Here is an 18873-nt window from a genome sequence, read left to right as displayed (position 1 = left end):
GCCCGAGCAACGCTGGCCCGAGCACGCGCGGCCGCTCCGGCGTGCGCGGAGTCAGTGAGGGTGGAAGGTCTCCGATGACCCAGACAACGGCCGAGAGCGCGGTACGGAAACAACGCGCGCAGATCCGGGTGCGCACTCTGCGTACCGACCGATGGTGGCTTGCTCCGGTGCTCACGTTCGCCGGGCTCTTCTTGTTCCTGATTTACGGCTTCTGGGCGATGTTCGACTTGAGCATGCTCGCCGGGTCGTACATCGCCCCCTTCTCGTCGCCCTGCCTGGCGGCGGCGACGTGTCCGGAAGGGGCCCGGCTGTTCGGATTCGCTCCGTTCGGTGACTGGTACAAACTCCCGCCGGGACTGCTGATCCTCGCCTTCCCGGGCGGGTTCCGGTTCACGTGCTACTACTACCGCAAGTCGTACTACCGCTCGTGGTGGATGTCGCCGCCGGCGTGCTCGGTCGCCGAGCCGCACAGCAAGTACACGGGCGAGTCGCGCCTGCCGCTGATCCTGCAGAACGTCCACCGCTACTTCTTCTACGTCGCCGCGATCATCGGTCTGATCCTGACGTACGACGCGGTGCTGTCCTTCCGCGACGCGGACGGCAACTGGGGACACGTCGGCCTCGGCACGGTCATCCTCGTGGTGAACGCGGTCCTGGTCCTGTGCTACACGTTCGGCTGCCACTCCTGCCGCCACATCACCGCCGGGCGCCTGAACCACTTCTCCAGGCACCCGCTGCGCTACAAGGCGTGGACCCTGGTCTCGAAGCTCAACGCGCGGCACCAGCAGTTCGCCTGGGCGTCCATGGTCTCGATCGTGGTCGCGGACCTGTACGTCCGCCTCGTCGCCAAGGGCGTCATCAACTTCCCGTTCGCTTAAGCAGCACGTCGTTGTAAGGATCTCAAGGTGGAGCGTCACGAATACGACGTCGTCGTCATCGGAGCCGGCGGAGCGGGGCTCCGCGCGGCGATCGAGGCGCGGCAGCAGGGCAAGCGGACGGCCATCGTCTGCAAGTCGCTCTTCGGCAAGGCCCACACGGTCATGGCCGAGGGCGGCGCGGCCGCCGCGATGGGCAACGTCAACCCGAACGACAACTGGATGGTGCACTTCCGCGACACCATGCGCGGAGGCAAGTTCCTCAACAACTGGCGCATGGCGGAACTGCACGCCAAGGAGGCGCCGGACCGGGTCTGGGAGCTGGAGGCCTGGGGCGCGCTGTTCGACCGCACCAAGGACGGCAAGATCAGCCAGCGCAACTTCGGCGGTCACGAGTATCCGCGGCTCGCCCACGTCGGCGACCGTACGGGCCTGGAGATGATCCGCACCCTGCAGCAGCGCGTCGTCGCCCTGCAGCAGGAGGACGAGAAGCTGCACGGCGACCCCGAGGCGTACATCAAGGTCTTCGCCGAGTGCACGATCACCCGCCTGCTCAAGGAGGGCGACGCGATCGCGGGGGCCTTCGGCTACTGGCGGGAGACCGGCGACTTCGTCGTCTTCGACGCTCCGGCCGTGGTGCTGGCCACCGGCGGCATCGGCAAGTCGTTCGTCGTCACGTCGAACTCCTGGGAGTACACGGGCGACGGGCACGCGCTGGCCATGCTCGCCGGCGCGAACCTCATCAACATGGAGTTCATCCAGTTCCACCCGACGGGCATGGTCTGGCCGCCGTCGGTGCGCGGCATCCTGGTGACGGAGTCGGTTCGCGGCGACGGGGGCGTCCTGCGCAACTCCGAGGGCCGCCGGTTCATGTTCGACTACATCCCGGACGTGTTCAAGGACAAGTACGCCACGACCGAGGAGGAGGCGGACCGCTGGTACGACGACCAGGCGGGCAACCGCCGCCCGCCCGAGCTGCTGCCCCGTGACGAGGTGGCCCGGGCGATCAACTCAGAGGTCAAGGCGGGGCGCGGCTCACCGCAGGGCGGCGTGTTCCTGGACGTGTCGACCCGGCTGCCCGCCGCGGAGATCACCCGGCGGCTGCCGTCGATGCACCACCAGTTCAAGGAGCTGGCGGACGTCGACATCACCAAGGAGCCCATGCAGGTCGGCCCGACCTGCCACTACGTCATGGGCGGCGTGGAGGTGGACGCCGACACCGGCGCGGCCTCGGTGCCCGGCCTGTTCGCGGCCGGCGAGGTCTCCGGCGGCATGCACGGCTCCAACCGCCTCGGCGGCAACAGCCTCTCGGACCTGCTGGTGTTCGGCCGCCGGGCCGGCGCGGGCGCCGCGGCGTACATCGACGGCCTGGCGAGGCGGCCGGCGGCGGCCGCCGGGCTGGTCGAGGAGGCCAGGGCGGAGGCGCTGGCGCCGCTGGAGCGCACCGGCGGGGAGAACCCGTACGAGGTCCACCACGAGCTGCAGCGCACGATGAACGACCTGGTCGGCATCATCCGCAAGTCCGAGGAGATCGGCGAGGCCCTCCAGGTCATCGAGAAGCTCAAGGAGCGGGCGAAGAACACCGCCTCCGCGGGCAGCCGGATCTACAACCCCGGCTGGCACCTCGCGATCGACCTGCGCAACATGCTGCTGGTGAGCGAGGCCGTGGCGAAGGCCGCGCTGCTGCGTGAGGAGAGCCGTGGCGGGCACACCCGGGACGACTACCCCGGCATGTCGCCGGAGTGGCGCAGGAAGCTGCTGCGCGTGACGCTGACGCCGGACGAGTCGGGCGTGAACGTCGAGGAGAGGGTCCAGCCGTCGATGCGCTCCGACCTGATCAGCCTGTTCGAGCGTGGCGAGCTGGAGAAGTACCTCACCGAAGAAGAGCTGGCGGAGTACGACGCCGCCGTCAAGGAGTCGTGATGGGATACAAGGCGAAGTTCCGCGTCTGGCGCGGTGAGGGCGGCGAGGGCAGGCTTGAGGACTTCACCGTCGAGGTGAACGAGGGCGAGGTCGTCCTCGACGTCATCCACCGGCTGCAGGCCACCCAGACGCCCGACCTCGCGGTCCGCTGGAACTGCAAGGCGGGCAAGTGCGGCTCGTGCTCGATGGAGATCAACGGCAAGCCGCGCCTGGGCTGCATGACCCGGATGTCCACCTTCGAGGAGGACGAGACCATCACGGTCACGCCGCTGCGGACGTTCCCGGTCATCAAGGACCTGGTGACGGACGTGTCGTTCAACTACCAGAAGGCCCGTGAGGTCCCGTCGTTCACGCCGCCGGCCGACGTGAAGCCGGGCGAGTACCGCATGCAGCAGATCGACGTCGAGCGGTCGCAGGAGTTCCGCAAGTGCATCGAGTGCTTCATGTGCCAGAACGTCTGCCACGTGATCCGGGACCACGAGGAGAACAAGCCGAACTTCTCCGGCCCGCGCTACTTCATCCGGATCGCCGAACTCGACATGCATCCGTACGACGTGGCGGACCGCAAGGAGCCGGCGCAGGACGAGCACGGCCTCGGCTACTGCAACATCACCAAGTGCTGCACCGAGGTCTGCCCCGAGCACATCAAGATCACTGACAACGCGATCATCCCGATGAAGGAGCGCGTGGTCGACCGGAGGTACGACCCGCTGGTCTGGCTGGGCTCGAAGATCTTCAAGCGCCAGCGCTGACCCGCGCGTGACACGAGAGGCGCCGCCCGGCTCGTCCGGGCGGCGCCTCTCGTGTTCTGTTCTGAGCGTCTACTGCCGGTACTACTGCCGGGGCTGGGCGTCGGGGGCCTCGCCCGGGCGCTGCTGGGGCTCTCCGACCGCCGTGCTCCAGGGGTCGGGCACGCCGCCCTGCTGCGCCTGCGCCGGTGCCTGTCCCTGTGCGGGGTCTCCGGCCGGGTAGCCGTACGGCTGGGCGTACCCGTACGGCACGGCGTAGCCGTAGGGCTGCTGCGGATAGGGCACGGCGTACTGCTGGGGGTAGGGCTGCTGCCCGTACGGGACCGGCATGAAGCCGACCATCGGGGCGTAGCCGGAGCCCGCCGGATAGGCGGCCGGCGTCTCCGGCACGACCGGCGTGGCGACCGCCGGGCCGCCCCGCCGTACGGCGGCGGCGTGGGCCATCCGCCGGAGCCGGCCCTCGAAGATCAGCCAGGCGATCAGCGCGATGCCGAGGAGCACACCGGCGGGGATCGCGAGCCGGTGGGCCAGCGACGCCTTGTCGTACTCGGGTGAGGCGTTGCGGATCTCGTACGGCACCGTGTCGGGCGCGGGCTCCTCGAACGACGCGGCCGCGGTGGGAGTCGGGGTCGTCTCCGGCGCCGACGCGGGGGGCAGGCTCACCTGCCCCTCGGTCTCCGGGGTGGGGGTGGCGGACGTGCCGCCCGCCCCGGCGGGAACCTCGGTCGTCGTCGAGGGGAACTGCTCCGTGGTCGCGGGGGGCTGCTGCCCCTGCTGGCCCTGCTGTCCGCCGGTCGACGCGGGCGGGGTGGTGGTGTGGGTCGCCTGGGGCTTGCGGGTGGTGCGCTTGGGCGTCGGCGTGACGGTGACGGTCTTCGTCACCACCGGCTCGGCGGTCGGGCTGGGCGAGGGCGACGGCGTCTGGGTGACGGTGACGGTGACGACGTCGCAGTCGTCGCCCTGAGAGGCGTCACACGGGTTCACCGGGTCGGCGGTCGCGCCGAGCATGGGACTGATCACCACGACCGCCAGCGTGGCGAGTGCCAGCGACGCGGCGGCCGAGGACGCGGCCCTGATGTATGCGCGTCCGATCACCGATCGCCTCCTGTCAGCGCGTGCGAGGTCAACACCGATTGTAGTTCGGTCCACGGCACCGCAAAGCCGGTCTCAGGGCACGATTCTGCGTCCTATCCGGCCAACTCCACGTCTTACCTGGGCAACAGCGTCTCGATCGCGGCGACCACCGGCAGATCCGCGGGCAGCCAGGCGACGTCGTACAGCTCGTGCGGCTCCAGCCAGCGCAACGCGAGGTGCTCGATCGGCCGGGGGACGCCCGCGGCGAGTTCCGCGAGCCAGACGCGCATCACGGCGCCGTTCGGCAGCGGCCAGTCCCCGCCGACGCGGCGCGAGACCACGATGTCGACGCCGAGTTCCTCGGCGCACTCGCGCACCAGCGCGGCGCGCTCGTCCTCCCCCGGGTCGACCTTCCCCCCGGGGAACTCCCAGCCGCCGCGCAGTTCCGGCGGCGCGGACCGCTGGGCGGCGAGGAGCCGGCCGTCCTCCACGATCGCGGCGCCCACGACCAGCCTGCCGGTCACGTCTGGGCCCGCTTGAGCTGCGCCAGCACGGTGTCGTTGCGGAGCGGCCGGGTGAAGCCCACGATGTTCGGCCGGTCGCGGTAGGTCGTCACCTTGATCGGCCCGCAGAGGGTGCACCTCGCCTCGATCATCGTGCCGGGCGAGACGACCATCCCGACATGCCCGGGATTGTCCTTCGACGTGCCGGGCCCGGCGTTGAAGAAGACGAGGTCGCCGGGCTGCTCCTCGCCCTGCTCGATCCGTTCGCCGAAGGGCCACTGGCCGAAGGTCGTCCGCGGGATGCTCAGACCGGCGTTCCGGTAGGCCATGTAGATGATCCCCGAGCAGTCGAAGGCGTCCGGGCCGGTGCCGCCCCACCGGTACGGCTTGCCCCGCTGCGCCAGAGCGTATTGGAGGATCTGGCGGACGACGTCGTCGGGGGCGCTGTCGACGAACCCCGAGTCGCAGGCCGGGTCGGCCTCGGCGGGCACGCCGATCTCCCCCGTCGCGGCGTAACGCTTGGCGATCTCCAGGACCTGGTCGACGTACCAGGTGGCGCGGTTGTAGACGAAGATCGCCTTCCTGAGGTCGTCGGGGGCGCCGTTGCGCTTGAGCATCTTGGCCGCGCCGAGGATGGCGTCCGCCGGGTTGTAGACGTCGCCGAAGCCGTCCCCGTCGCCGTCGGAGGCGTAGCCGTTGATGCCCGGCTCGATCTTCATCTTGGCCTGGCCGCCCCAGGTGCTGATGAGGAACTGCATCGGGCCCGCGGCGCCCGCGTAGTTGGTGCCGCTGCGCACGCCCGGCAGCGAGGACCGGCCGTGGTTCGTCTCCCGCTTGCCGATGGCGGCCAGCACGTTCCACTGCACGCCGATCTGCTTGCCGAACTTCTTGTAGAGCTCCAGGTAGTCCTCGGGGATGTCGCTTCGCGCCGTCTTGGAGAGGTCCGTCCCGGGCGTCGCGGGCGTCCCGGCGCCGGGTCCCGTGGCGGCCTCGGCGCAGTTCCCGTCCGCGCCGCCGCCGAGGAGCATCGATGGGCTCGGGGTCATGAGGATGATCGAGGCGAACAGCGTGACCGGCACGATCACGACGAGGGCCACGGCGATCAGCCGCCAGGACCGCCCTCCCGAGGCGAGCCGGCGGACTGCCGAGGTGCCGCGCGGCGGGACGGTCACGGCGAGGTGTCCCCGTCCTGGCCGGAGTCGGCCAGTTGCAGGTCGTACACCCGCCAGTCGGCGCCCGACTTGACGACGGTCACAGCGAACCGCTCGGGCACGTCCTTCTGGCCGTTCCGGTCCGACACGTGCCGGGTGGAGTCGACGACGAACACCACCTGGGCGCCCGTCATGTCGCGGATCGACGCCACCTTCGCCGACCCCTTCGAGACCACCTGGTCGGCCTCGTTCTGGTCCGCCACGGCGGGATCGGTGACGGTCCTGGTGAGCTGGGCCGCGAACTCGGTGGTCGCGAACGCCGTGAGCCGCTCGGCGCGGGCCGCCGCCTCCTCGTCGTACGAGAAGGTGCCGTACGCCTCGGTGAAGCGGCGGGCGAGGTCGGCCGCCGCGCCGATCTCCTCCCTCGACAGCGGCAGGTACGCGTACACGTCGAAGGCGCCGGGAGTGGTGGCGACCGGGCCGGGCTCCCGCGCGGCCGTCGCCGCCCCTCCGGCGGTCGCCCGTCCGGTGGCCGCCGACCGCCCCACCGACTGCTGTCTCGCCTGCTCGTCGCCGTCCGAGGACGGGCTCATCGTGAGGTAGACGCCGACGGCGGCGAGCACCACCACGGCCGCCACGAAGGCGAGCCCCTTGCCCCGGTCGCTGTTCCGGCTTCTCATGGCCTCGTCGGTGGTCCCGTCACTCGCCGGAGTCGCGGTCGGACGGCTTGGCCCAGAACGGGGCCGGAGCGTCGCCCTCGCGGCGCGTGCTCTCCCCCCGGCTCGGCAGCCAGAGCGGCGGCGGCTCGGCCGGACGCGACCGCCCGGCGGACGATCCCGAGTCACGGGAGTCACGCGGCGGCGCCGGACGGGAGCGGCCCGCGTCACCCCGGCGGGACGAACCGCCGAACAGGCCGCCCGAGCCTCCCGAACCACCCGAGCCGCCTGAGGAGCCCGAGGAGTCCCGGGACGAGCGACCCGAACCGCCGCCGAAGATGCTCCCCGACCCGCTGCCGGAGGAGCCCCGCGGCGAGCGACCCGAGCCGCCGCCGAAGATGCTGCCCGACCCGCCACCTGAGCCACCCGAGCCGCCGGAGCCGCGCGTGGACGACGGCCGGGAGGCCCAGCCGCCGGACCGGCCACTGAACCAGCCGCCCCCGGACCCGCCACCGGATCCGCCACTGCCGGACCCGCCACCCGATCCGCCTGTGGGAGCGGCGGAGGGAGGAGCGGAGGAGGCGGAGACGCCGGTGACCGCGGCTCCCGTCACCCGCCGCGGCGGCGCGGACGGAGCCGACGGCCCGGACGGCCGTGACGGCGCAGCCCCGCCTCCCGTGACCCGTCCAGGTGCCCGTCCCGTCGCAGGGCCGTTCGCAGGGCCGTTCGCAGGGCCGTTCACCTGGCCGTTCGCCGGGCCCCGGGCCCCGGCCGCCCGTACGCCGGACAGGTTCAGCGGCGGGGCGGTGCCGGGACGTGCGGCGGCGACCCCGGCCTTGCGGCGGCCCGCCTGCCCGTCGGCGTCGAGCGGCGCGGGTTGCGCCCCCGCGCGCGCTCCGGCCTGGGCGGGGACGTTGCCCGCGCCCTCCTCGCCACGCACCCGGCCCTGGGCCACGGAGGAGGCGGCAGCGGCGGCGGCTCCCGCGCCGCTCGCCATCGCGGCGGCGCCGATGACGGGCTCGGCCTTGCGCAGGCCCCACCGGCCCGCCCGGGCCGCCGCGACCGGCGGCAGCACGGAGGCCGCCCGGGAGAGCGTCGGCGCGGTCGCGGCCTCGCCGAGCATCCGCGTGGCGAGCGTGTGCCCGTCCATCGAGGCGAACAGATGCTGGAACGGCCTGCGGTAGAAGAAGACCGCGATCGTCAGCAGCGCCATGAAGAGGATCTGCATGCCCCACGGCAGGTTGGTCGAGATGATCAGCGCGTAGCCGTACACGAGGATGCCCAGCACCAGCGCGAGCACGGCCTGACGGAGCAGCGTGCCGACCAGCATCTCCAGCCACCGCATGGCGATGATCCGTCCCGAGCCGGGATGCACGCCGATCAGCAGGAAGACCGGCGCGAGCATCAGCAGCAGCAGGAAGCCGACCTTCAGCACGAGCAGCGACACCGCGACGAGGAAGATGAGCAGACCGGCGACCATCGCCGCGATGAACGCCCCGATGGCGATGCCGAGGCGGCTGGTCCAGTCCTTGCCCTGGAAGAGGAAGAACACCGGAGTGCTCTGCAGCGGCTTGGCGACCTCCTCCTCGAACCGCTGCTGGTGCGAGTCGGAGGCCGGAGTCTGCTTGGCGGCCAGTTCCTGGGCGTCGATCGCCTGAAGATCGAGGGTCTTGGCGCCGAGGCCCTTCACGAGACCGGCGTTGGGGTCGGCCGTGGCGAACTCACCCATCAGCCACGGCTTGCAGACGAGGATCGACCACAGGGCGTCGGCGTTCTGGGCCACGCCGGGGGTGCCCTGCCGGCCGTAGCCGCCCGCCGTGGGCTCGCTCGGCACCTCGCCCGGCTCGGTCGCCTTCATGGGCAGGCAGGACGCGCCGCCCGCTCCCGGCAGGCCGGAGAACGCCGAGTTGACGATCTCGCCGGTCTTGTCGGTCACGGTCTTGCCGAGGCCGGTGAAGTCGCCCGGGCGGCTGAAGAACCAGATCGCGACCGTGACCGCGAGGACCATCCAGACGACGCCCTCGGTGGTCGTCGTCGCGCGTTTGCGGATGAGGCCGTACCAGGCCAGCCAGATCGCGGCGAGGATGACGACCGGGCGCAGGTACGGCCAGTACATCGCGTCGGCGAGGTTCTTGACGATGTCGTCGGCGACTTCCTTGATGGGCTGGAGCGGGCCCTCGGTGGCCGCCGCCTGGTACGTGCTGATCGTCAGCCGGTCGACGGCCTTGGCCCAGGAGAAGACCGTGTTGGCCCACGCGTTGCCGAGCACGGCGGTGACGTCGGAGCACCCGAGGCCGTAGGTGTGCCAGAACTGCCCGGCCATGCCGTACCGCTCGTAGTTGGTGACCGGCTCCTTCGACGCCGTGCTCCCCGCCGAGCCGTCCGCAGCACCGGCGGGCGGCTTACCGGTGGTGGCGGCCGTCGCGTCCTCCGGCGCCGGGGGCTGCACCAGGCCGTCGACGCCGCCGCCCACGATCTCGGGGGCGAGTTTGGGCGACAGGTCGCAGATCCCGTCGGCGCTCGCCGTGCCGGACGGGAAGACCAGCGGCAGCGTCACGAACGCCGCGAAGGCGACGAACAGCAGGGCGAGGCTCCGCCGGAGCCTCCTGCCGCGTCTACCACCCTCTTCGGTGCGGCCTCTGGGACCGTTCCTGCGCACGCTCACGATCGCACCTCCTGCGCGACCCCCGACCGACCGGAGCCCCCGTCAAAGAGATCATGCATGTTCTCGCCGGGTTTGTCGTGTGTCGGATTGGTGTCAAGCCAGCGCAGCAGCTCCTCCGAAATAAGGTCCACCCCGATACGGCCGGCCCGGCCGTCCAGATCCCGGAAGACGCACTCCCCGTTGCCCAGGGAGCGCAGCACGCCCTTGTGGTCCTCCGACGGGTCCACGCCGAGAAGCTCCATCACGTGCTCGACCTCCACCCGCTCGGTGGACCGGAACGCGAACACCGACGACAGGCAGTTGGTGACCTGTTCGTTGAGAAGGTCACCGGCGTTCTGTGAGACCAGGACGAGCGCCGTGTTGCGCGAACGGCCCATCCGTGAAACCTCGGGCACGAGCTTGGCGCCCTCGGGGGTGGACGTGATCGCCCACGCCTCGTCGAGGAAGATGGCCTTCGGCGTACGCCGGTCGAGCCCGTTCATCAGGCGCCGGGCGAACTGCGACACCAGGTAGAGCAGCGCCACCGACAGCCGCTGCTCGTAGGAGTAGTCGTCCCTGACCGTCGCCACGTCGGGCAGCGTGAGGCCGCCGAGCGTGAACACCGTCGTCCAGCCCGCGGTGTCGATCTGCTCGCCGCCGTAGGCGTCGAAGCAGAGCCGGGCGAGGTGCATCTCCGACATCGAGCGCAGCACGGCCCCGAGGTTCTTGGACGCGGGGTCGGACGACTGCTCCAGGTGGTCGACCACCTTCCCCAGCGAGGGGTCGGGCTCGTTCGACACCGCCGCGACCGCCTGGATCATGGCGGACTCGCGCTCCTCCGACATCCTCGGCAGCAGCAGCCGCAGGGTCTCGGTCGCCATCGTCTTCTTCGCAGCGATGTCGTCGCCGAACGCGAACGGGTCGAGCAGGCCCGGCGCGGCCGACCCCAGCGGGATGACCCGCGCCTTGCGGCCCCGCGCCCGCAGCAGCCGTACGAGCGACTCGGCGTCACCCTTGGGGTCGATCACCGCGATCGTGACGCCGCGTAGCGCCATCTGGTAGATCAGCAGCAGCGCCAGCGTGGTCTTTCCACCGCCCGGCTCACCGGTGATCGCGATGGCCGTCGGGCGGTTGCGCGCCGCCGCGACGAGCGGGTCGAAGTGGACGATACTGCGCGCCCGGCCCAGCGTCTCTCCGACGTACGGCCCGATCCACCCGGCGTTCGACTCGTCGACCCGGTCGCCGATCTCGACGGTCGCGGTGGCCATGCCGCCCGCGATCGTCCGCAGCGGCTGCCGCTGGGCGTACGCGTTGACCCGCAGCCGCTCCCCCGGCAGCGCCTCGCAGAACAGCGAGAACTGGTCGCCGGTGGAGTTGACGACGTCGACGCCGATGTCGCGGAAGTGCTCGACGATGGCCTCGACCCGCTGGACGCACATCTCCTCGGTCGGCGCGCTGACACTCAGCCGGTGCCAGCCGTAGACGAAGGGCAGCCGCTCCTTGGTGATGCCGTGCTCCAGCATGCGGGCGGCGTCGATCTGCTCGGCCAGCGCCAGCGGAGCCTCGGCCCCCGCCTCGCGGATGTGGATGTCCATGTCGCGGGCGTGGGCGAGCTTGCGCGCCACGTCCTTGCTGGCCCGTACGGGCGGGATCAGCCGCATCCGGCTGGAGATCTCGACGGGGAAGGGAAGCTGGTCGGTGAAGTGCAGCCACGGCTCGCCGTCGGGGAACGGCATGAGATCGGGGAACCGGGCGAACGACAGGTGCGCGACGTAGGCCTCGCCGGCCGGCTGCTGGATGCGCAGCAGCGACCTGCCGTTGTGGATCTGGCCCTCGACCAGCGCCTCGATCTCGCCCTTGCCCCATCTGCGGCGGGGCGACGCCGAGGGCAGCGGCTCGCCGAGACCGGCCGCCGCGGCGTGCTGGAACAACCAGGCGATCTCGGTCGAGGTGGCGTGGCGGGCATAGAGCGCGCTGGAGCCCAGCGCCCGGCCGAGCCGCTCGGCGGCCTCGGTCCACCGGGCGATCTCCCTGTCCGGCACGTGGTCGTCCTCGATGCCCAGCTTCTTCTCGCCGCGCTGGTAGAAGCCGAACAGCTGGGCCAGCACGCCGGTGCCGAGCTGGGCGCCGCGCGGGCCGAGCCGTACGCCGAGGTAGACCTCCTTGCTCCAGAAGTCCTTGGCCCAGACGTGGCGGTACATCTCCTCCAGGTACTCCCGCCAGCCCGGACCCTCGTCGGAGGTCGCGTTGAGGGCCATCGCCCACTCCGCGGCGGGATACGCCCGGTGCGCGACCCGCAGGTGCACCTCGGCGTCCGGCATCCTGATCGCGGCCAGCGCGATCGTGACGTTCGTGGCCAGCGCCTCGCGCTCCTCGGGGGTGAGGAACTCGTAGCTCACCGTCGGCAGGCGGAAGTAGGCCCAGGCCGCCGAGTCGGTGAGCAGAACCCGATCATCGAAGTACCGCACCGCCAGGCGACTGCGCGCCCTGCTCATCGACCTTTCACCAGCTCTCCTGATCGCACGTCCCGGGACCCGTCGGACCCGCGCGACCGCCCTCGCCGCGGCACGCGTCCGGCGTTCATCTCGCCACCTCCTGCTTGGCCTGGGCCGCCGCCAGGCCGTTCACGATCACTCCCGCGAGCGCGACGTACGCCCTGCGGCCGCCTGTCCGGAGATGGGTGATGTCGACCGGTCCCGGCCGTCCGGGCGCCAGCTCGTCCTCCCAGGGGATGCGGACGATCGCCCGGCACCTGCCGCTGGCGACCGCCTCCGCCTGCTCCACGTCGGGGAGGCTGCGGCGGCTCACTCCGTTGATCACCATGACCGCCCGCCGCCGCAGGTCGGAGCAGCCGTGGCCGTCGAGCCACTCGTACGTCATCGCGACCGCCTCGGAGGCGTCCTCGCTCGCGGGGGCGACCAGCACGAGCTGGTCGGCGTACGGCAGGAGGCGGGCGGCCAGCGCGGCCGCGGGGTCGATGACGGTCAGGCGATAGTGCCGGTCGAGCGCGGCGAGCGTCCGGCGCCAGTCGGCCAGGAACGCGCGTTCCGCGAGGCGCTGGGTCACCCGGTCGTCGGTGTCCGCTCCGACGACCTCCAGGCCCGACTCGCAGCGCGTCGTGTAGGACCGCATGCCGAGGTAGCCGCTCACCTCCTCGGAGCCCTCCAGCAGCGAGCTCAGCGTCTCCGGCGACTCGGCGGCGATCCTGGTCGTCAGCGTGCCCTCGCCGGTGTTCGCGTCGAGCGCGAGCACCCGGTCGTCTCGGTATCGGGCCAGCGTGTGGCCCAGCATTAAGGCCGTGGTCGTCTGCCCGGCGCCGCCCGTGCAGCCGAGCACCATGATCCGCCTGCTGGTGGTCAGCGGGACGCGGGCGCGCGCCTCGTCGACCTCCATGCCGTCCGTACGGCTGCCGCCCACGACCACCTGCGCCAGGCGCCGCCAGCCGCCGGAGGGGTCGCGGCCCACCACCGCCTCGACCCGGCGCAGCCGCGGCGGCTCCTCGTGCCCCGGCCGGCCGGTCGCGGGCCTGGCGGCGGGCAGCGCGGGCCGCGCGCCGGACGGGGCCGCGTGGCGGGGCCCCGCCGGGACCGTCCGGATCGGCACTCCGGCGGGACCCGCCGGAGGCGTGACGCTCCCCTTGCCCGCCGGACCGGGCGATCCCGAGCCGAGGCCGTACGACCCCTCCCGGTGACCGGCGCCCGGCTGCGCGTCACCGGGTTGCGTGTCACCGGGCTGGACGTCGGGCTGGGCACTGGGCGGCTGCGGCTCGGAGCGGTGCGCGGCGGGGGGCTGCGAGTAGGGCGGCCTGATCCTGATCGGCTGCGCGGCCGGAGCGGACACTTCACCGGCCCGCTCCGCGCCCGCGCCGGCGCCGGCATCGATGTCGGCGCTGGCGCTGGCGTCGATGTTTCCGTCGGCCTTGGTGTTGGCCTCCGAGGGACCGGCAGTCGCCGTCGGGCCGGTCCGGAAGGGCCCGATGACCGTCACGTCCGCAGGCTCAGCGCTCTTCGGGACGTCACCGGTGTCCCTGATGTCGCCGGCGTCTGCGATGTCCGCAGACTGATCGGGCGAGGTATGGGCCTGGGCCGTCGCGGGGAGCGCCTCTCCCCACACGCCGCCCTGCTCACGGGGTCGCACCAGCCGAGGCGGCCGCCCCCTGCGGTGCTGCGCGAGAACATCGGCGTCGTCCCGCCGCGCGGGGGCTTCGCTCCTCCCGGCACCCTCGCCCCGATCACCCTGGCCCCGATCACCGTGATCCCACTGGCTCCGGACCTGCTTCTCGTGGTCCCGCTCGTCCTCGTTGCGCTCGTCGTCCTCCGCCCGCCCGATCCCGGCCTCGGAGGCGGCGCTGGCAGCTCGAAGGGTGATGGGCTCGTTCGCAGCGGGTTCGGTGGCACCCGGCCCGGCGTCGGCCTGCTCGGCGTCGGCGGACTCGGAGGTAGCCAAGTCAGCCGAGGTCGCAGGAGTGGCGGAGGCGGCGGAGTGCCGGTCCCCCGCGTTGTCACCCGGCGCGGTCGCGTCCTGTCGCGCGGCCTCGTCGCGGTCGGAATCCGCCCTTGGAGCAACTTCCTGGACGGCTTGCTGAGCGGTTTCCTGGGCGGTTTCTGCGGCGGATTCCGGAACGGCCGGTGCGGCCGGGAGGTCCGCGGCCCGCTCGTCATCCGAATCGTGCCGGCCCGGGGTCGAGAAGGCCGGGTCGGCGGGCAGTATGGCGCGGGGTTCGGAGGACGCGGCGAGCCTGCGCAGACGGCGCAGCGTCTCTGTACCGATGGGCGGCACGGGGTGGGCCTCGGAGTGGGCCTCGGAACGCGGCTCCGACTGGGCCTGCGGGTGGGCCTGCGAGGCGGCGGCGGGGCTCGCACCGGGCACCTGCCTGTCCGAGCCCCGGTCCCGCGACTCCGCGTCGTGGACCATGCCGTCGTCGGCCGTGCTGCTGTGGGCAGTGCTGTCCTGGGCAGTGCTGTCCTGGGCAGTGCCGTCCTCCCACCCGGCGGGTGATCCGCCGGTGTGCCGGTCACGCACGGGATCGCCCGTACGGGCGGGGCTCGCCGGCGGGGGTGGCTGCGGCAGGGAGTAGACCCGCTCACCCGTGACATCGCCCGTGGTGTCACGCTTGGCGGCGGCGCCGCTCCAGGGGAGCGGAGCGGGGCTGCCGGTGGCGACCGGCATGGCCGCGGCGGCAGCGGCGGCCACCGCGGGGCGCACGACACGGGACGGGTCGAGCGGCGGCCCGCCCGCGTGCGCCGCGGCGGCTCGTGAGGCGCCCGAGGGCTGCGCGGCCTCCGTGGCGGCGACCTTTACCGAGATCGGGCGGCGCGCCCTGGCTCTGACCCCGCGGGAGACGGTTCTGCCGTTGCCGGTGGGGGCAGGCGGGGTGGTCCGCCAGACGCGCCCGGTGAGGGCGATCTCGTCCGGCTCGTCGAACGGAGCCATCCGGCACCAGGTCTTGGGCTCGGCCATGTAGCGAACCTGCGACTGGAGAAGCTCGGTGAGACGTTTGTTCTCGATGACCGGACGGGTGGACAGCCAGGTGAGCACGCCCGGAGGAACCAGGTAGACGACGTGCCACGGCGCCTCCAGCGGCAGTCTCACCAGGAGGAGGAAGAGCCACCAAGGTACGGAGACACCCACGAACACACCGATCCAGACGACTGGAAGCGGCATCGGCAGCCGTAGGTCGTACAGCTTGTACAGCCGCTTCTCGATACGCCAGATATTCGTATATGTGGGCAGATCCACCCGAACCTCCTCTCCGCCCGATTACTTGATCCCGAGCGCGCCCGCGATGGCCTTCGCTGTCACCTCGATGATGTTGGGGACGTAGAAGATCACACCGATCGCGATCGCCAGGATGATGAACTGCACGAACCTGGTGATCTCACGGGTGAAGAGGAAGAAGATCGCCACGACGGAGACGACCGCGAGGAACAGCGGGGCGAAGAACTTCCTGAGGAATTCAGCGAGACCTTCGGTGTTGATGCCCGTCACCGGCGCCGGCGACGGTGCGGCCAGATCAAGGAAATGATCCGCGATGGTCTTCACAATCAACTCTCGCCCTCCCGGGGGTATGGATCAGCGATGTCTGTGCCGGGCATGCGCTACCCCACGGACCGGTTCGCACCCTGGATGTCCTTGACGAACCACTTGCCGCCCTGCTTCTCAACCGTCAGCTCGTAGGCCTGTTCGAGGCCCCCCGGCTCGCCGGCCGGGTCCTGGGACGGACTCGGCGCCGTCCCGTCGCCGGACGCCACTGCCCACACCACCACCGCGGTCACCTTCCTGCTGTCGGCACCACCCGGTGGCACGGACACCTTCTTCAGCTCGGCGAAGGTGAACCTGCCGTTGAAGCCCTCGATCGTCACGCCGTTCGCGACGTATCGCTGCAGATCCGCCTGATTGCCCGCGGCGTACGCCTTGAAGAAGCCTTCGAGCGTCGGACGCAGTTCGGCCTCGGTGGCGGAGTCACTGTCGGGATCGGGAAGCTGGGGCAGACCGGCCGGGCCAGGGTCGGGCAGCAGGGCGGGCTGCGCCGACACCACGAACCTGCCGCCGTCGTAGTAGACCGGCACGGACAGCAGGCCACGGGAGTCCCCGGACTGGTACGACACGCTCACCCGGGCGTTGTGGTCGTCGATCACGTCGATCCCCGCGTACTGGAAGGCTCCGGCGGACATGCGCCCGTAGCCGTTCCAGCCGAACTGCGCGTCGGCGCCCTCCGGCAGGAACGCCTTCAGCCGTTCCGCACGCTGCTGGGGGTTGGCCGCGTCGTAGTTGAGGTAGACCGCCGCGAACTGGTCCGCGAAGGCCGCCGCCCGCGTCGTCGGGAAGGCCGACGTGGCCGTTCCGGCCGGGGCGGTGCCGGTGCCGGTGTCCTGCATGGAACGCTCGAACAACGCCCGGACGCCGTTGACCACGATCACGATGATCAGGGCCCAGAGGATCGCGCGCCCGGCCCAGACGAGCCAGCGGCCTCCGCCGCCGCTCCATCCTCTGCGCCGGGGGGCGGTGCCGTGAGGTGCTGCCAACCGGTCGAGGCCCTCCGGAGGGTACGGCTCAGGGTCGCCAGCGATCCGAGGATCCTGCTGGACGTCTGACCTGCGAGCCATCACGCCTCCGCTCGCGCCGATCCATCCGGCTGGCGCGGTTTCCTCTTGCTCTCGTTCCGGTTAGCCGCATTGAAGTATTCACCCTAGCGGTCTAGCCAATTCTTCCAGGTAAGCCACGCCCATGGTGCAAGCATCGCCGCGAGCGAGCAAACCAGGTCTACATCGCGTTGTGAGGCGCCACGCCTATCCACTCTGTGGAAAAGTGCGTTATGCCTGGCCAGCGGGGTTGGCGATTACCTAACCGCCACCTATTGGTGTCTTCACAGCCTGGAGAGATGGCGATGCGGACGTACCGCCCGGAGCCGGCCTCCGCACGCGAGGGTCCCGCACGCGGTACGTGCGGGACCCTCTCCGATCGGTCGTGCGCGCTCCCGTCACTGGCAGGCCGAGGACGAGGAGGACGTCTCACTCTCCGTCCCGAGGCTCGACTCTCCGGAGACGGACGACTCCAGAGGCGGCTCCAGGGGAGCCTCCAGAGGTGCCTCCACGGACGACGGCGCCGAGGAGGACGACTCCAGCGACGACTGCTCGGAGGACTCCTGGACGGACTCCTGGGACGATTCCTGGGACGATTCCTGGGACGACTGCAGTGACGACTCCGGCGAGGACGGGAGCGAGGACGACTCGCTCGGCAGCTGCGCCATGGCATCGCTCGCCATCTGCTGGATGCGCTGCTGGGCGCCGGCGGCCTCGTCCCTGATGCGCTGCATAGCGCTGGCGGCCTCTGCGTTGATGTCGGCCCGCGCCTGCTCCATCTCGCTGCTCAGGCCGCTCAGGCCGGAGTACGCCTGCGGTATGACCATCAGGCTGGCGGGCAGTTCCGGTACGGCGATCGTGGAGATGGCCGGCACTTCGGCGACCATGCTCAGCGACGGCTCCAGGACGGGGGTGTAGGCGACCGAGCGCGCCCATCCGCCCGGCACCCTTTCCTGCGGCGCGATCGTGGCGGCGGAGGCCGCGCCGCTCGCCAGAGCGACCCCTCCGGCCGTGAGCGTCGCGGCGATGACCGCCGAGAGAGCGAGCTGTCCGGACTTCCGATGCATGGTCCCTCCTTGGGCCCGTATCGGGCCGCGCAGGTCGAGCCACCTGGGCTTTTCCCGGCTCCCGAATTGCGCCGTGGGCGTCTCCCTCTCCCAATCAAGCCGACATACAGCCTGAAATGGGATCAATTACTGAAAAGGGAGGGTTCACCTGACGAGTCGCCGCCCAACGGCCTCAATTCGATGCTCAATGGAGCGTCCCGAGGGCGTCCAGGGCACTTGATACAAGCGTTTCCGCAGGCCATGGAGGATCTGACCGATGGGAGAGACGCGGCGGATGTTACCCGCACACGTCTTGGGGCCGGCTTGTACGGAAGGGGACTCTGAGGTGAGGAGACGGATGGCCGTTGGCGTCCGGCCCCGGCGTCAGGGCTGGTAGGGCGGCATGACGCCCCAGCCCCAGCGCGGCACCGGCTCCTCGCCCGGCGGCGTGGCTCCCGGCTGCGAGAAGTGGACGGCCAGACGGGTGCCCCACTCGACGTAACCCGCGAACGCCGCCCTGAACTCCGGGTCGGCGGGCAGGCCCACCTCGTCGGCCGCGTCCATGAGCAGGCTCACCCACCTGCGGCGCTGCCGCTCCGTGATGCCCTTGCCGAGGTGGTGGGAGACCATGTGCGAGTGGCCGCCGCGCTCCTCGCTGTACCGGGCCGGGCCGCCGAAGACCTCGCCGAGCCACATCGCGACGTACGCGGGATGGCGGCTGTCCATGTGCGCGAAGAGCGGCCCGACCAGGTCGTCTTCCTTGACCCGCCCGTAGAACGCCTCGGTCAGCCGCTCCAGCGCCTCCGCGCCCCCGGCCCACTCGAACAGCGTGGGCTCGGTCTTCTCGATCACCTTCTCGTAGTGCCGCATCTCCTCGATGTTCGACACGTACGGCTTGATCTCGGCGAAGAACTCCCGGAAGTGCTCGCTGCCGCGGAAGCCTTCGAGGTGGTCGCGGGCCGAGGTCCAGGTGATGCGCAGGATGTAGCACTCGGGCTCGTCCACACAGCGGGACAATTCGTAGTCGAGACACTGCGGCGCCCGCCCGAGCGGCACGACGGCGCGCCGGTAGGCGGCCTCGAACTCCTCCCCGTCGGGAACGCGGTAACGGATGTATTCGACGATCACGAGCACCCACCCCTTTGTAATTATGTAATCAAGGCCAAAGCT

At 71.2% G+C, this 18873-nt stretch carries 14 protein-coding genes; 3 read left to right on the top strand and 11 right to left on the bottom strand.

The annotated features are described in order from the left end of the window. Nucleotides 1-74: 74 nt before the first annotated feature. Genes F5972_RS28860 through F5972_RS28850 form a run of 3 tightly spaced genes read left to right on the top strand, consistent with a single transcriptional unit; the run spans nt 75 to nt 3550 of the window. A complete protein-coding gene (locus F5972_RS28860) occupies nt 75-878 on the top strand; it encodes a hypothetical protein (protein WP_150937861.1) in 804 nt (267 codons plus the stop codon). Between the two features lie 27 nt (nt 879-905). Further along, nucleotides 906-2798 (top strand): fumarate reductase/succinate dehydrogenase flavoprotein subunit, encoded by a 1893-nt coding sequence (locus F5972_RS28855; protein ID WP_150937859.1) that lies wholly within the window; start codon nt 906-908, stop codon nt 2796-2798. After that, nucleotides 2798-3550 (top strand): succinate dehydrogenase/fumarate reductase iron-sulfur subunit, encoded by a 753-nt coding sequence (locus tag F5972_RS28850; RefSeq protein ID WP_150937857.1) that lies wholly within the window; start codon nt 2798-2800, stop codon nt 3548-3550. The genes F5972_RS28855 and F5972_RS28850 overlap by 1 nt, the downstream gene beginning before the upstream one ends. 81 nt (nt 3551-3631) lie before the next feature. Here the strand turns inward: F5972_RS28850 and F5972_RS37525 are convergent, their stop codons facing one another. The 11 genes from F5972_RS37525 to F5972_RS28795 form a co-directional block, all read right to left on the bottom strand. Further along, on the bottom strand, nt 3632-4642 hold the full coding sequence (locus tag F5972_RS37525; RefSeq protein WP_191910359.1) for a hypothetical protein: 1011 nt from the start codon (nt 4640-4642) through the stop codon (nt 3632-3634). A gap of 113 nt (nt 4643-4755) precedes the next feature. Next, nucleotides 4756-5145 carry a (deoxy)nucleoside triphosphate pyrophosphohydrolase gene (locus F5972_RS28840; protein ID WP_150937855.1) on the bottom strand — a complete coding sequence of 130 codons (390 nt, stop codon included), beginning with the start codon at nt 5143-5145 and terminating at the stop codon, nt 4756-4758. Further along, nucleotides 5142-6296: a C40 family peptidase gene (locus F5972_RS28835; RefSeq protein WP_225311991.1), complete on the bottom strand. Its 1155-nt coding sequence runs from the start codon at nt 6294-6296 to the stop codon at nt 5142-5144. Before F5972_RS28835 ends, F5972_RS28840 begins: the two co-directional genes overlap by 4 nt. Continuing rightward, nucleotides 6293-6955 (bottom strand): hypothetical protein, encoded by a 663-nt coding sequence (locus F5972_RS28830; protein WP_150937853.1) that lies wholly within the window; start codon nt 6953-6955, stop codon nt 6293-6295. Before F5972_RS28830 ends, F5972_RS28835 begins: the two co-directional genes overlap by 4 nt. A gap of 19 nt (nt 6956-6974) precedes the next feature. Then, a complete protein-coding gene (locus tag F5972_RS28825; RefSeq protein WP_225311990.1) occupies nt 6975-9596 on the bottom strand; it encodes a type IV secretion system protein in 2622 nt (873 codons plus the stop codon). Further along, a complete protein-coding gene (locus F5972_RS28820; RefSeq protein ID WP_150937851.1) occupies nt 9593-12070 on the bottom strand; it encodes an ATP-binding protein in 2478 nt (825 codons plus the stop codon). Before F5972_RS28820 ends, F5972_RS28825 begins: the two co-directional genes overlap by 4 nt. 85 nt (nt 12071-12155) lie before the next feature. Beyond that, on the bottom strand, nt 12156-15314 hold the full coding sequence (locus F5972_RS28815; protein ID WP_150937849.1) for a TcpE family conjugal transfer membrane protein: 3159 nt from the start codon (nt 15312-15314) through the stop codon (nt 12156-12158). Nucleotides 15315-15335: 21 nt separating this feature from the next. Beyond that, nucleotides 15336-15608 carry a hypothetical protein gene (locus tag F5972_RS28810; protein WP_396777362.1) on the bottom strand — a complete coding sequence of 91 codons (273 nt, stop codon included), beginning with the start codon at nt 15606-15608 and terminating at the stop codon, nt 15336-15338. Nucleotides 15609-15673: 65 nt separating this feature from the next. Next, nucleotides 15674-16681 (bottom strand): conjugal transfer protein, encoded by a 1008-nt coding sequence (locus F5972_RS28805; protein WP_150937845.1) that lies wholly within the window; start codon nt 16679-16681, stop codon nt 15674-15676. Nucleotides 16682-17055: 374 nt separating this feature from the next. Then, nucleotides 17056-17724, bottom strand: a complete 669-nt coding sequence (locus tag F5972_RS37520) for a hypothetical protein (RefSeq protein WP_191910358.1) — start codon at nt 17722-17724, stop codon at nt 17056-17058. A gap of 363 nt (nt 17725-18087) precedes the next feature. Further along, nucleotides 18088-18837: a group II truncated hemoglobin gene (locus tag F5972_RS28795; protein WP_225311989.1), complete on the bottom strand. Its 750-nt coding sequence runs from the start codon at nt 18835-18837 to the stop codon at nt 18088-18090. Between the last annotated feature and the right edge of the window lie 36 nt (nt 18838-18873).

The organism is Microbispora cellulosiformans, from assembly GCF_008728085.1.
Classification (GTDB): Bacteria; Actinomycetota; Actinomycetes; order Streptosporangiales; family Streptosporangiaceae; genus Microbispora; species Microbispora amethystogenes.
This window is presented reverse-complemented; position numbering and strand designations above follow the sequence as displayed.

What these genes read in the sequence shown, in the direction of transcription:
- F5972_RS28860 (WP_150937861.1), top strand. Translation starts at nt 75, where the DNA reads ATGACCCAGACAACGGCCGAGAGCGCGGTACGGAAACAACGCGCGCAG.
- F5972_RS28850 (WP_150937857.1), top strand. Translation starts at nt 2,798, where the DNA reads ATGGGATACAAGGCGAAGTTCCGCGTCTGGCGCGGTGAGGGCGGCGAG.
- F5972_RS28830 (WP_150937853.1), bottom strand. Translation starts at nt 6,955, where the DNA reads ATGAGAAGCCGGAACAGCGACCGGGGCAAGGGGCTCGCCTTCGTGGCG.
- F5972_RS28820 (WP_150937851.1), bottom strand. Translation starts at nt 12,070, where the DNA reads ATGAGCAGGGCGCGCAGTCGCCTGGCGGTGCGGTACTTCGATGATCGG.
- F5972_RS28805 (WP_150937845.1), bottom strand. Translation starts at nt 16,681, where the DNA reads ATGGCTCGCAGGTCAGACGTCCAGCAGGATCCTCGGATCGCTGGCGAC.
- F5972_RS37520 (WP_191910358.1), bottom strand. Translation starts at nt 17,724, where the DNA reads ATGCATCGGAAGTCCGGACAGCTCGCTCTCTCGGCGGTCATCGCCGCG.